This window comes from Streptococcus sp. HMSC076C09 (assembly GCF_001837905.1).
Taxonomy (GTDB): domain Bacteria; phylum Bacillota; class Bacilli; order Lactobacillales; family Streptococcaceae; genus Streptococcus; species Streptococcus parasanguinis_I.
Window position 1 is genome coordinate 114,785 of sequence record NZ_KV834648.1, and the last position, 14,148, is coordinate 128,932.

Genomic DNA, 14,148 nt, shown 5'->3' on the forward strand with positions numbered 1-14,148 from the left:
CATGGAACTTCTTCGAAGTTCGCTGACGTCCGTCTTCACCTAAGGAAAGTTTCTAAGATGATTTTATCTTCACTTTGAGAACTAAGACCCACGTCTTAGTTCTTTTGTGTTTGAAAAAATTTTCTTATTGTTTTAAAAATGGCAGATCGGGCTTTTTCTTGGTATAGAGCACCACTTCGATAAAGGTCCCTACTTGGACGGCAAAGAGCAGTCCGACGAGAAGATTAATCCGATGGTCTGTTTCATAAAACGGAGAGTTCCATAAGAAGTGATTGGCTACTGTCGAGAGAACACACCAGAGCCCAAAGAGTTTTTCCTTTTGCTGGGTCACTTGAGACAACAAGAGGAAGACACCAACTGATACAACAGCTGTATAGAGGGCATGTGAAGCTAATCCACCAGATATCCGGTTAATGGCCTCAGTAACCGCGGCTAATTGGCTGGTTTTGGTTTGGCGGGCAACGTACCCTAAATCCTCAATGATTTGAAAACCAAAGCCAGAGCCCAAGCCTGCAATTAGAATCGTTTTTAGATCTTTCTTGCCAACCATCAAGACAACCCAAAAGGCAACTAGAGCTTTAAAGAATTCCTCTGAAAATGGGGCCGTCAAGGCATCAGTCCACTTGTTAAAGACAGTGGCATCCTTGATCACATGGCTATTCATAATATCAATCAAGCTATTGCCTGAAAAGCTCAACCAGCCTGCTACGAAGGCACCTCCAAACATGGCAATCCATAAGACATAAGTTGGGACAGATAACTGCTTGGCCAATCGTTTTGAAAAGAGATAGAGCGGGATAATAATTGCAGCTAAGACAGACAAGTTTAAGACCAAATCTCTGCCGGCAGACTGACTAAATTCTTGTTGAGAAAGATGACCGAGTTCAAACTCCAAGCCAATTCCTGCAAACAGTAGAAAAAGATAGATAGAGGCTCTTTGAATTTTAGTCATCTTGTTTTCCTCCCTTTTGTTTCTTTGAGCGAATCAGATAGATCACAATCGCTAGAAGGGTTGCCCCGAACAAGCCTGCTGCTAGAATGTAATCATAGTCAAAATCAACGAGATCAATCTTCTCTTCATAAGCAGCATCTTCTTCGTCATCTAGATCCTGCAGGGCACTTTTCCCGTGTTCATCTGCCACCTTTTGTTCTGCTTCTTTTCTGATTTCTTGCAAGCGTTCGAAGGTCTTCTCAGCTCTTGCTAAGCTTTCCTCTGTTGCCTTCTTACTAGCTTCTTCAGGCTGAGAAGCAAGAGCGATTTGTTCCTGATCACTCAGATCTTGTTCGACCATCCACTGAGACTCCAATCGTTCCATTTCAGTACGAATCGCCCCATCTTCGAATAAATCTGGATACTTGGCCACAAGGTCATTGATTCTTGAAATGGTCCAATACCAAGAGCGATCATTGTAATGATCCCCTAATTCTTGGTAGGCTTGATAGGTGTTGAGAATATTGCCATAGTACGGTAGGTATGGAGCATTTCGTGGACTGCCCATCGACAGCCACATGGTACCTCCACCTGCACTCGCTGGGACCTCATCTTTCAGTTGGAAAATATGGGCCTCCATGACATTTGGATTGGAAATGGGGTATTTATAAACCGCATCAAACTCTCCTTTTTTCGGAATGCCTTTTCCATCCAGCTCCATTTGATCCTGTGGTTTATATTTGGTTCCTTCCAAACGATTGCGTTGGAGATTCATGGCATCGCGAAGGGTTAATTTTCGATCGGTTGTATGAAGAAGGTCAAAGGACGCATCGTCATATTTAACAGGAGAGCTTGGGTCTAGCGATTTGATTCCCGACCAAACCCGAGAGCGGTCTGCTTCTTGCAAAGGCGGATTATAGGATTGAGAAACGTGGAATTTTCCGTCCACTTCCTTATAGCTATTGGCTTCTTTGGCGACTTTTTCAAGATCTTTTGAGGCAATCGTGCGTTCGGTATCTGACAGATCTACATGCCCTAAGAAAAAGGTATTTGGAAAGACCGCAAACCGATCCTCTGGGAAGAGAATCGCCGCATATTGATGGCCAGATAGGATTTCCATATACCAGACGCCTTCTTTATCGGCAATGGTCACAATATTTCCTTCTGCAGCGCCTTTTTCTTCGACGATTTTAGCAATGAGTTCAACCCCTTCTCTTGCGGTTTTCACACTTGGGAGAACGATACTGGTCAAACCCGATTCTGCGAGGCCATCCTTGACATAGGGATCCACCTTTTGGATCTTGTCATTTGCTGAAGCAGATACAGTGGCAGAAATGGAAACTCCATATTCATTGAATCCTGCTTCGTCAAAAATCCCTTGATCAGGGGTGACATCCGGGACCGCTGTATACTTATAGCTAATCTCTGGCAAGGGATATTGAAAACCGTTGGCAGCATCTTCAAAAATGGCTCCTTTTTTATTGTAGACACGCTCTCTGACCACAAAATTTTTATTATGGTTGGGTTCTAAATCTTCGGTACGCCCTACCAAGGTCGAACCGTCGGCAGTCAGTTTCTTCCCGATGATGAACCCTGTACAAGCCTCAACAGGTTGAGCAATCAACAAAAGCGGAAGCAAAGCTGCTACAGCTGATCGAAAATAGTGCTTCTTCATCCTAAACTCCTTTTTAAAAATGTTTTTCCTTATTTAGTATACTCTTTTACAAGCCTGTTTTGCAAGCGATTCCAGCAACCGTAAACGATTCGTAAACTATCAGAATTTTTGAGGGAAACACTTTTTCAAAAAAGAAGAGGCTGGGACAAAAGTCCTAGCCTCTCAATTATTTTTGGATTGTCGAGCAAGACGCAGTGGTTGAGTGGGCTCTACTACGCTGATTTCATCAGCTTTTACAGCCCTACTCAACTGTGCGGAGGTGGGACGACGAAATCGAATTCTAACGAATTACCGATTTCTGTCCCACTCTCTTTCATTTTCTCCGCTGATTCGCTTGCCATAATTTTCCATAGAGGAGATAGTCGACTTCACGGAGCTCTTTCAGGTTCTGACAACCGAGCGCACAAAGGAGCAATCTGAGATCTTCTTTCCAGCCTTGGACAAGTACGATTGCTTCTTCAACGCTCTTAGTCTCTACCATCTCAAGAAAAACGCGGGATAGTCCTACGCCACGCGCTCCAAGGACCAAGGCCTTGACCATATCAAGGGGATGACGTATGCCCCCACTTGCGAGGATCTCAACCTGATCTATCTGATCCTGTAACTGTAAGAGACACTGCGCAGTTGATTGTCCCCAATCATCCAGATAAGCGCGATTGCCACCACGACGATTCTCAATATAGGCAAAACTAGTGCCACCGCGTCCAGAAATATCAACGGTTGTGATTCCAGCATCTAGCGCCGCCTGGACTGTTTTAGGATCCATGCCAAAACCGACTTCCTTCAGGACTACAGGTACAGGAAAGCCCTGCCCATAGCTCTTGAGATGGTCTTTCCAAGTGTGGAAAATACGCTCCCCTTCGGGCATGAGCAACTCTTGCATCAGATTCACATGAACTTGAAGAAAGAGGGGTTGTAGCTCTTCCACTGTTCGCAAGCCCAAATCTGGCTCTTTATCGATGCCAATGTTGGTCGCTAAAAGTAGATGAGGATGGTCTTTTTTGACCGCATACGATTGATCGCTCGAATCCTTCAGCCCTGCGCTGTAAGAACCAGTCACAAAGAGAATCCCACAGGCTTCAGCTACTGCTGCCAGCTTTTGATTGATCTCTTTGGCCCGTTTACTCCCACCTGTCATGGCATTGATGTAAAAAGGAAACTCCCAATCACGCCCTGCGAAATGGGTTGTCAAATCAATCTCCGCTAGATCCACAAGGGGGAGGGATCGGTGAATCAGCTCGATCTCATCAAAGCTATTATAGGAGGAGCTTTGCTCCAAGGCATAGCGAATATGCTGGTCTTTTCGATTTTCGCTCACGAATCTCCCATCCTTTCTTGGTAAATGACTTCAATATTCTTTTCCTTCCAGCGGTCTATCAAGGTCTGAGTCTCAACTGGGTCAAAACTAAGGGCGATTCCACAGTCGCCTCCTCCAGCACCACTAGATTTGGCACAGGCAGAAAGACCCTCTGTCGCTTCTTGCAGAACTTTCAGAGCTGGGGTATAGATCAAAGGGTTCAAAGACTTTAGGTTCTTATCGGCACGTTTGATACTGGTCTCAATTTCTTTTTGGTTCCCTTCACGGAGGCCTTTTTCAAGATTCTTCACTGCGCTCTGGCTCTCCTGAAGAAATTCTTCCTTGATCGCTCCCTTGACCTGACGGATCAAATCACTTGAAATCGCTGGTTCCTTGGTCCAACCAACCAGAAAATCATAAGCGATGGCTGGCTGGATCGAGCAGATCTGGTAGTCCCAATCCAGGTCTAAAACTTGTGACAGGGGCTGAGAAGTCAAGACTTCATGCAACCAAGCCCGATCAAAGGATTGGTAATAAATCAAGTCCTCGTAGGCAATACAAGCCAAATCGCCCATGGAACCATTGTCCCCTCTTTGCACCAAGACCACTGCTGCTAGTCGAAAGAGCAGGTCCGGATGTAGGTCTAGTTCATACAGAGCGGCCACGGCCTTGATCACGAGCAAGACCACACTTCCGCTGGAACCAATCCCATACTTTTTCCTCTCTTCGCCCAACGTCCCTCTTAGGTGAAGATCAAACGGTTTAGGGGCTATCCCCTGATCTTTCAGCCACTTTTCCATGAGCTGAATGGTCTCTTGAATCAAGGCGTAGTCCTTATTTGGGGTCAAATCCACCTGGTAACCAAAGAGATCTGAGACTAGCTGATAGCTTCTAGATTCTTGGATAGTAGCTGACAGATAAATGGGAATAAACTGAATCACGGCTCCATAGCCAGGCGTTAGCACTGCGTATTCTCCAGCTAGATAGAGCTTGCCTCCAGTCTGTACCTGATACTTAGTCTTCATCTTGAGGGTCCTTTGTCTTAGATACGATGGTCCGATAGCGGGCATCAAATAAAGGTACCAGCTGATCCAAGTCTTCTTCTAAACAGAGAACCTTAACATTCGGCCCTGCATCCATAGTAAAGTAACAAGCATGGCCTGCAGCGCGAAGCTCACGGACAAAGTCCATAGCTTTATGGCTTTCTTCTGTCAAGTAGCTAAAAGCTGGAGTGGCTGTTCTAGTCGTCGCATGCATAGCAAGGGCATTGCGCTCTGTCAGATGACCGACCCGTTCAAAATCATTGGCAACTAGATAGCCCAGCATGTCCTTATAATCTTGTCGAGACTCTTCGATCCATTCTTTGAAATTAGTCGAAGTCTCCATGCAGCGTTTCATCCCTTCGCGGCTGGAAACAGGCTTTTGCTTGTCATTGAGGACCAGCATGATCATCGCGAGTTTTAGGTCTGTTTGGACCTTATAAATTTCTCCACTTTCTTTGTCCCAGGCTGCTAAAGGGCCAAAGAAAGACCGCGAAGAAGAGCCCGAAGCAAACTTGGCTTTTTGAGCTAATTCCTCCTGGGTCAAGCCCAAATCATAGTACCGATTACAAGCCTTGACGAGAGCAGAGAGCCCGCTCGAGCTAGAGGACAAGCCTGCGGCGGTTGGCATGTTGTTGCTGGTATCCACCCGAACAAATCCTGCTTCATCTGCTGGCTTCAAGCCATCAATCACAGCTCCAATTTTGGCTTGCTCAGCTGGATTTTGGAATTCCCCATCGATGTAAAATTCATGCGCAGTCGCATCTGCTGGCAAGGGAGAGAGACTGGTCTCTGTATACATATTCTCTAAGGTCAACGAAATCGAACTGGTCGAAGGGACCATCTGTTTGGCATCTTCTTTTCCCCAGTATTTGATAATCGCGATATTGGCATAGGACTTAGCCTTTACAGGTTTTCGATCCATGTATGGTGCGCTCCTTCTTTTTCTAATGCATGGGCAATGGTTTCTGCTTCACGAGAATCCTTGACGAGGGCAATCACACAGCCTCCAAGACCGCCCCCACTCATTTTAGCCCCTAAGGCCCCATTTTCAAGGGCAACGGCGACCAGGTGATCTGCTTCTTTACAGCTGACACCAACGGCTCTCAAGTGGTCATGACAAGCTGTAAGAGCCTGCCCAAGGCCAATGAGATCTTTTTCTTTCAGAGCCGCTTCTACCTGCTGGGTCAACTGACCAATCTCATGGAAATGGGACAAAACTTCCTGCCCTTTAGCTTCAACCTTTTGAATCGCCTCACGGGTATTGCCGTGAATCCCCGTATCCGCAATCACCAAACTCGCTTTTATACCCAGCTCCAGCGGGTAAAAGCCGACATTCCGGATGAATTTAATGGCTTGATCGCTCAGACAAGTCTTGGCATCCAGACCGCTTGGATTCATATGGGCAATGGTTTCTGCTCGATTGACCAGGATTTCTAAGGTCTCATCGTCCAGCTCCTCTTGATAATAGTCAAAAACTGCACGAATAGCTGCGATACTGACCGCCGCAGAGGACCCCATCCCCCGTTTTTCCGGTACCATAGACTGAATCCGACAGCGAATCCGGGCCTCACGAATCCCGAGGTGCTCAAGAGACGCAAAAACCGCCATGGACAAGGTGTCATCTTCAAACAAAATCCATGGACTGTCTGCCGGGATGATCTGGCAGATCACTTCGATATGATGGAGTGGCAGGGCAATAGCCGGATAACCATAAACCACCGCATGCTCTCCAATTAAGATAATTTTACTATGCGCCTTTCCGACGCCTATCTCTTTATGCATATTCATCTCGCTCTACTAAGGTCATTACTATTTTAATATAAATCAGCCAAAAAAGCGATGCTTTTGAAGGAAATCCAACCTAAGACGGAGTCCAAAAATGAATCACCCAGAAGAGCTCCTTCTTATGGACAGACAAGAAAAGGCCGGGATCCGTCATCCCAGCCATCCATTTCTATTTTTCACATTCTTGTTTGATCAAGTCCATCAAAGAGTTGCGGTCTAAGATCCATTGGGCCCGTTCGTCCTTCTCATAGGTCCGGTTAGACAAAAAGATCACAGCTTCCTGCCTCTTTCGATTGTACATGATGAAGGTTCCAGTATAGCCCGTATGATCCAACCAGTCACCCTCTAGATTCCATCCGAGAGCGCGGGTCTTGCCCTCTTCACGCGCAAAATTCTGAGACAAGTCACGCGCAAAATCATCCTTCAGATAATGCTCTAAGAAGCGCTCTAGATCAGCAACAGTTGAAAAAAGTCCAGCACTTCCCGCATGACAGCCCAATACTCTCGCTTTGGGATCATGAACACTTCCAGAAGCAAGGCCACGGACCGTTGGCACCGCCTTTTCGACCGGTCCAAACCGTGTCTCTGTCATCTTCCAAGGTGTAAAGATCAGCTCTTCAAATAAACGATCCAAGGGCTGGTGAAACCTGTCTTCTAACCAAAAGCCCAGCAGAAGAAAATTGACGTCGGTGTAATGAAAACTCTTGTCTTCTTTCAACTGCAAATTTTCAAGAGCTGTTTTCAACTGTCTCGCATCCAATTGATCCCGGTTGGGGATAAAAGGATCCAGCCCAGAAGTATGGGTCAAGAGTTCCCGGATGGTCGTCTTCTCATGAGCAAAACGCGGGTAAAACTCTTTAAAGGGACGATCGAGCGGAAGCTCCCCTTTCGCATACAAAAAAGCACAGATGGTAGCGACTCCGACGACCTTGCTGACACTGGCCAAATCATAGACCAGATCAGCCTCTACTGGCTCACCTTTTTCAGGGTCCGCAAGTCCTAGATAGTGCTCACTCCACTGACCATTGCGGTAAAGCGCAAGAGAGGCACCTGGATAGATGCCTTCTTGGATTTGTTCGGTAATTTTTTCGATGATTGCCTTCACGCTCATCACTCCATTCTTATTCTTCATAAGAAATATGGACCTGATCTTGATTGGCTTCAAACCAGAGTTCGATCTGGCTTAGATCCTTGGCAATCAAGAAAGTTCCCTTACGGTGCACAAAATCGACAGCTTCTCCCAAGCGTTCTTTCAAGTCTTCCACATCAAAAGATGCCAATTCGACCTTGATCATGCTCAAATCCCAAGTCACCTTGTTCTCCACTTGGAGATCTTCTCCCTGGGCTTCCTGCAAATGGATAAAGCGGGCAAGATCTGGCAAGCGTCTGTAAAGCTCCTGAGATTGGGCCAGATCGGCCACATTGACTTCAAGAAAGTCCACATCAAAGCTGGTCAAACCCTTGAAATCTTCTGGAAGCTCAACAAGAGGCGCTTTCTCCAAAGGCTCTAGACTTTCAAGATTTTCTTCAGCATGCACGAAAACGGTATCTCCTTGAGGAGACACAACTTCAAAGGCGCGACCAATAGCTCCTTGGTAAAGGGCGCTTGTTTCTGGCTGGCGGGCTAATAAATAATCAATTTCTTGAGCTTGCGCCACTTTCACCACAATTCGACCCAATTTCTTTGGACCTTCGACCTTACGCGAACGCATACTCGGTGACTCTTCTAAGACAATTTTCTCTACTTTTGAGGCATCTCCTAAAGATAGGAGAGCTCCTTCTTCCACTAATACTTTCATTCCCAATGTCTCTTCATAAAAGCGTTGATTGACATTTCGGTTATTCACTTTCAAGACTGGGATCACTCTTACGATCTGATTTGCTGTCATACTTTCCTCCAAGCACTTTTTATTGTAAAAGATTTTCTGGCTTTTTACAAGAAATCTTGTGCAAAAAAGACAGATTTTTCAAAAATAAAAATCTGTCTTTCTTTTTTTAGTATACTGTTCGTGTATGGACCCGCCCGTTTGGAGCTTCAAATTCGTATTCTAAGTAATCCTGATAGGTCCCTGGTGCAATCACTCCACGCACATCTAATACAGCCGTTCCTGCCTGTCCCACAATGGAATCTGCTAACAGGCAGCAATTAGTAGACAGAACAAAGTAAGATTTAAAACGCGAAGAAGTAAATTTATATAGCTCAGCCCCTAAATCATATTTCAATTTGTAAGCGTAGGTCGGCTGACCGTCTTCCAGTAACCTCCTAGGTGGATCCCAAGGTTCTAACAACTGATCAATTTCAGCTAGACGCTTCTCTACTGCCTGATTCTCTTCTTCGGTAAGGGATAGGCTGTAGCCAAACAGCGTCTTTTGACTCTCTTTTTTACATAGTTCGATGTATGGTTCCTTATCCACTTTAAACAGTACGCCATCCCCAATCGTCCCAAATAGACGCTCTGAAAAGGGATCGTAACTTCCGTAAGAAATGACCTTCCCCTGATAACAAATATCTACATGCCCAATCGCTCCAAATAAGTTGCTGTCAGAAGTATGAACCAAAATTTCTAATTCCCTTGCCTCTTCTTCTTTTTTCACCAATCGATAAGGGCCTGTGTGTCCCGCCGAGCTCCCTTTTTGAAGAAACTGGTTAAACCGTTTTAACTCCTTAGCAGGGATAAAGGCTGCAAAGATAACCGGTAGGCTAATACGAAAGCGACGTTTTAACTCTTGGCCTTGTTGGTCTTTGTCAAATAAAATACCATCTCGAATATTAGAAATCCCCAACAAGACCAGATAAGCCCCCAAGAGGATAAATTGGAAGTGCCCATCTGAACCAGGTTCCAAGACAGTTGCTAGACCAAGCCCACCGTTTAAAAGCGCATCCCATAAATAGAGCCAGCCTCCTTTTACCCGATTGGCCTTATAAAGCCAAAATGTGATCCCATAGACAATGGCACTCCCCAACTGATATGCCCCTAAACAAATCACAACTAAGTTTACGGGCAGACTACTCAGTCGATTCAACCAGATCAACGCAAGTGAAAGAAAAATAAACCAAATAGAGTGGCTATAGGAAATAGACTTGCTACGTAACAAAAAGCGAAGAAGAAAGCTTCCTAGTCCATCAACTAAAAAGTAAATGGCTAATAGATCCAAGGAAAATTTGGTGAAACCAACGCCGTTTCGAAAAATGAGAATCCCAAAAATGACGGCAAGAACCCCAAACAATAAGGTCCGTCTTCTTGCAACTTGTTCAAAAGATATTTTTTTCAATATTCCTTCTCCTTATAGACGAAAGGTCTTTAGACAAATACTATTTTATCAAGTATAATATAAGAAGTAAAGAAAAAAGAAACTGATAAAAGGAGCAGTCTATGAAATACAATCAATATAGCTATCTATCTGTTGACCAAAAAGACATTCTTAAGGAACTAAAAGAAATTGGGTTTGACCTTCCCACCCACCTCCCAGAAAAAGAACTGTTTGAATGGTTTGTCCGCAAGGTTTACTTCACCTATAAAGATACAGATTATCCCCTCTCTAACCTAGTGGTGGATTCTAAAACAGACTTTTTAACGTATATCCAATCTGACTGCGAATGGTCTCCGAACATTTTTTACACAGTAGCCCTCCAATTACTCGGTTTCCGCTATTTTATTGATTTTGAAGATACGGATAGCTTCTTGAAAGAAGTCCAATTTCCGATTGAGTATGGAAACTTGGTAGAAAACCTCTATCACCTTCTCAATACTCGAACAGTAAAAGGAAATTTACTCATCGATCAGTTGGTCAGCGATGGCTTGATTCCTGAAGATAACCAGTATCACTATTTTAACGGCAAGAGCCTCGCAACCTTTACGAGCCATGATGCCATCCGCGAGGTCGTCTATGTGGAAAGTCGGGTCGATACCGACAAAGATGGTCTGCCAGACTTGGTCAAGGTCAGCATTATCCGTCCTCGCTATGAAGGCAAGATTCCAGCTGTTATGACCGCAAGTCCTTATCACCAAGGGACCAACGATAAGGCCAGCGACAAGGCCCTCTACAATATGAATGTCGACCTCGAGGTCAAAGAACCTCATACCATTCAAGTAGAAGTACCTCAATTAGAATTGGTGGATCCTGTCGGTTCAGCTGAGCTAGTCGATGAAGCTGAAGAAACTCTCACCCATATCAATTCCAGCTATACCCTCAACGACTACCTCCTTCCACGCGGCTACGCTAATCTCTACGTATCTGGAGTGGGGACAAAAGATTCGCAAGGCTTGATGACCAATGGAAATTACCAACAAATCGAAGCCTACAAGAACGTTATCGACTGGCTCAATGGCCGTTGCCGGGCCTTTACAGATCACACACGCAAACGCCAAGTCAAAGCTGATTGGTCTAATGGAAAGGTCGCAACCACCGGGATCTCTTACCTTGGAACCATGTCTAACGGCCTTGCGACCACAGGTGTGGACGGTCTTGAAGTCATCATTGCAGAGGCTGGGATCTCTTCTTGGTACAACTACTACCGCGAAAACGGCCTCGTGACAAGTCCTGGTGGCTATCCAGGTGAAGATTTCGATTCCCTTGCCGAATTGACCTACTCGCGCAACCTTCTAGGTGGAGACTATTTGCACCATAATGCAGCCCACCAAGCCGATCTAGACATCGTGAAAAAAGAGCTGGACCGCGCTTCTGGAGACTACAATCAATTCTGGCACGACCGCAATTATCTCTTACATGCTGATCAGGTGAAGGCTGAGGTGGTCTTCACTCATGGTTCGCAAGACTGGAACGTGAAACCTCTTCACGTCTTTAATATGTTCCAGGCTCTTCCAACAAGCATCAAGAAACACCTCTTCTATCACAATGGTGCCCATGTCTATCTCAACAACTGGCAATCCATTGACTTCCGCGAAAGCATGAACGCCCTCCTCTCTAAAAAATTGCTGGGCTACGATTCAAGCTATGAATTGCCTACTGTCATCTGGCAGGACAATACAGGAGAACAAAGTTGGACTTCCTTGGATGATTTTGGCAACCAAACAAATCAGCGGACCTTCTCCCTGGGAGACGACGAAAAAGTCATCCAAAACCGCTACGAGACAAAAGATTACGAGCGCTATGGCAAGGCTTATCCGACCTTCTTAACGGACCTCTACCAGGATAAGGCGCAACAGGTGACGATCGACCTTCCAATCGAAGAAGACCTACACCTCAATGGGAAAGCTCGCCTTCACCTGCGACTTTACTCCAGCACCAATAAAGGCCTGCTTTCAGCCCAACTCTTAGAGCTTGGAAGCAAGAAATACCTCCAACCCTATCCTGCTGTCTTGTCGGTCCGTACGCTGGATAACGGTCGCTACCATATGCTAGACAATTTGACTGAGTTGCCTTTCAAAGAAGCTGGCCAACGAGTCATTTCTAAAGGTTATCTCAACCTCCAAAATCGTCATGACCTCTTAGAGGTTGAGGCTGTGACGCCAGGCGAGTGGATGGAATTTGACTTTGATCTTCAACCAACCATCTACAAGCTCGAAAAAGGAGCGACCCTTCGCCTGGTCCTTTACACAACGGACTTTGAAATCACTGTGCGCGATCAAACCGATTACCAACTCACCATTGACTTAGCACAATCAAGCCTCCATCTTCCTGAAATGACAGAGGCCCACTAATCGTGGTATCAAGGCGTAGCCTTTCTTTCCTTCATTTGACAGCTTAGCCTACTTATGTTACTATCTAATAGAGTATTTCATAGAAAAAGATATTAGAGGAAGTTATGGCGATTGAAAAAACTGTCAGCGAAATTGCTGAAATTTTAGGAGTCAGCCGCCAGGCGGTCAATAACCGTGTCAAGGCGCTGGCTCCAGAAGATACCCAAAAAAACGAAAAAGGGGTTACCGTTGTAACCCGTAGTGGCTTGATCAAGCTCGAAGAAATCTACAAAAAAACTATTTTTGAAGATGAGCCAGTCAGCGATGATGTGAAGCAACGCGAATTGATGGAAATTTTGGTGGATGAAAAAAATGCTGAAATCGTCCGTCTCTACGAGCAACTCAAAGCCAAAGACGAGCAACTCGCTAAGAAAGATGAACAGTTGCGCGTGAAAGACGTTCAAATTGCTGAAAAAGACAAGCAATTGGACCAACAACAACAATTGACTTTACAAGCAATGAACGATCGCGATACCTTGAAACTTGAACTCGAACAAGCCAACGAAAAAGTTCAAGAGCAAGAAAGCAAAGGTTTCTGGGCACGCGTTTTCCGTCGATAATCCGGGGCTGGATCCTACCAGTCCCTTTTCTTTTCTACCACAGGAGATTTCCCATGAAAGCATTAGAAGATTATATCGCCTTCGATCTCGAATTTAACCAATACGAAGGGGCCTATCAGATTATCCAGGTGTCTGCCGTGCGTTTTACGGACGGTAAAGAAGTCGATCACTACGACTCCTACGTCTACACCGATAAGCCCCTAAAAAGCTTTATTAACGGCCTGACTGGCATTACCCAGGACAAGATCCAAAATGCCCCACAACTCGAACAGGTCCTCAGCGAATTCAAGGCCTTCGTTGGAGATCGACCCTTGATCGGATACAATGCCCTGAAGAGCGACCTTCCCATCCTGCTTGAAAATGGCTTAGATTTAGAAGACCAGTACGCCGTTGATGTCTTTGACCAAGCTTTCGAGCGTCGTCCATCTGACCTCCACGGCATTAAAAATCTCCAACTCCACACCGTTGCAGAATTTTTGGGAGTCGCAGGAAAATCACACGATAGCTTAGAGGACGCCCGCATGACAGCTCTTGTCTACGAACAATTCCTCGAATTTGATCAAGGCCGCACCCTCCTTGACGAGCAAGAGAACTTCTCCACCAACCCCTTCGGAGGCTTGGACTTATCCGGATTTTTTGATGAATAAAAAGAGAGAGTGGGACAGAAATCGGTAATTCGTTAGAATTCGATTTCGTCGTCCCACCTCCGCACAGTTGAGTAGGGCTGTAAAAGCTGAAGAAATCAGCGTAGTAGAGCCCACTCAACCACTGCGTCTTGCTCGACAATCCAAAGAAAATTAAGAGGCTAGGACTTTTGTCCCAGCCTCTTTTGAGTTAATGAAAACTTCCTTTGCTTAAAATGGTAATTTCCCTGCGAAAGCACCGAGTTTTTTCTTGGTTGCAGCATCAATTTCTTCAATGGCAGCATTGATGGCTTGAACCGTCATATCAGAAAGAGTTTCTGTATCTTCAGGATCGACCACTGCAACATTGAAATCAATGGAGACGACCTTCTTATCACCTGTAAGAGTCGCGACAACCAAATCTTGAGCAGATTTTCCGACAAATTGAGTTGCAGCTAGCTCCGCTTGGCTTTGCTCCATTTGCTTTTGCAATTTTTGAGCTTGCTTCATCATATTTTGCATATTCATCATA

The 14,148-nt window shown here is 45.3% G+C and carries 13 protein-coding genes; 3 read left to right on the forward strand and 10 right to left on the reverse strand.

Annotated features, from left to right (window positions below):
* Positions 1-124 precede the first annotated feature (124 nt).
* The 9 genes from HMPREF2704_RS08360 to HMPREF2704_RS08400 form a co-directional block, all read right to left on the reverse strand.
* Positions 125-952, reverse strand: a complete 828-nt coding sequence (locus tag HMPREF2704_RS08360) for a PrsW family glutamic-type intramembrane protease (protein WP_023919160.1) — start codon at positions 950-952, stop codon at positions 125-127.
* Positions 945-2,606 (reverse strand): C69 family dipeptidase, encoded by a 1,662-nt coding sequence (locus HMPREF2704_RS08365; RefSeq protein WP_023919162.1) that lies wholly within the window; start codon positions 2,604-2,606, stop codon positions 945-947. Before HMPREF2704_RS08365 ends, HMPREF2704_RS08360 begins: the two co-directional genes overlap by 8 nt.
* 313 nt (positions 2,607-2,919) lie before the next feature.
* Positions 2,920-3,924, reverse strand: coding sequence for a type 2 isopentenyl-diphosphate Delta-isomerase (gene fni, locus HMPREF2704_RS08370; protein WP_023919163.1), 1,005 nt, complete (start codon positions 3,922-3,924; stop codon positions 2,920-2,922).
* Entirely contained in the window at positions 3,921-4,928 is a 1,008-nt protein-coding gene (locus HMPREF2704_RS08375) for a phosphomevalonate kinase (RefSeq protein WP_023919165.1), read from the reverse strand. The genes fni and HMPREF2704_RS08375 overlap by 4 nt, the downstream gene beginning before the upstream one ends.
* The gene (gene mvaD, locus HMPREF2704_RS08380; protein ID WP_023919167.1) at positions 4,918-5,868 is read right to left on the reverse strand and encodes a diphosphomevalonate decarboxylase; all 951 of its coding nucleotides are present in this window, start codon (positions 5,866-5,868) and stop codon (positions 4,918-4,920) included. Before mvaD ends, HMPREF2704_RS08375 begins: the two co-directional genes overlap by 11 nt.
* On the reverse strand, positions 5,850-6,728 hold the full coding sequence (gene mvk / locus HMPREF2704_RS08385; protein WP_009731693.1) for a mevalonate kinase: 879 nt from the start codon (positions 6,726-6,728) through the stop codon (positions 5,850-5,852). The genes mvaD and mvk overlap by 19 nt, the downstream gene beginning before the upstream one ends.
* Before the next feature lie 172 nt (positions 6,729-6,900).
* Entirely contained in the window at positions 6,901-7,842 is a 942-nt protein-coding gene (locus HMPREF2704_RS08390; protein WP_037599403.1) for a serine hydrolase domain-containing protein, read from the reverse strand.
* A 10-nt stretch (positions 7,843-7,852) separates the two neighbouring features.
* Positions 7,853-8,620 carry a CppA N-terminal domain-containing protein gene (locus tag HMPREF2704_RS08395; protein WP_023919171.1) on the reverse strand — a complete coding sequence of 256 codons (768 nt, stop codon included), beginning with the start codon at positions 8,618-8,620 and terminating at the stop codon, positions 7,853-7,855.
* Positions 8,621-8,726: 106 nt separating this feature from the next.
* Positions 8,727-10,004 carry an HdeD family acid-resistance protein gene (locus tag HMPREF2704_RS08400; protein WP_023919173.1) on the reverse strand — a complete coding sequence of 426 codons (1,278 nt, stop codon included), beginning with the start codon at positions 10,002-10,004 and terminating at the stop codon, positions 8,727-8,729.
* 101 nt (positions 10,005-10,105) lie between these two features.
* Between HMPREF2704_RS08400 and HMPREF2704_RS08405 the strand changes: the two genes are divergently transcribed.
* The 3 genes from HMPREF2704_RS08405 to HMPREF2704_RS08415 all read left to right on the forward strand — a co-directional run bounded on the left by HMPREF2704_RS08405 (position 10,106) and on the right by HMPREF2704_RS08415 (position 13,640).
* Positions 10,106-12,394, forward strand: a complete 2,289-nt coding sequence (locus HMPREF2704_RS08405) for a Xaa-Pro dipeptidyl-peptidase (protein WP_023919174.1) — start codon at positions 10,106-10,108, stop codon at positions 12,392-12,394.
* 104 nt (positions 12,395-12,498) lie between these two features.
* Positions 12,499-12,993 (forward strand): DUF536 domain-containing protein, encoded by a 495-nt coding sequence (locus tag HMPREF2704_RS08410; RefSeq protein WP_003008835.1) that lies wholly within the window; start codon positions 12,499-12,501, stop codon positions 12,991-12,993.
* Positions 12,994-13,046: 53 nt separating this feature from the next.
* A complete protein-coding gene (locus HMPREF2704_RS08415; RefSeq protein ID WP_023919176.1) occupies positions 13,047-13,640 on the forward strand; it encodes a 3'-5' exonuclease in 594 nt (197 codons plus the stop codon).
* Positions 13,641-13,847: 207 nt separating this feature from the next.
* Here HMPREF2704_RS08415 and HMPREF2704_RS08420 read toward each other — a convergent pair whose 3' ends face one another.
* Entirely contained in the window at positions 13,848-14,147 is a 300-nt protein-coding gene (locus HMPREF2704_RS08420) for a YbaB/EbfC family nucleoid-associated protein (RefSeq protein WP_021153902.1), read from the reverse strand.
* Position 14,148 lies beyond the last annotated feature (1 nt).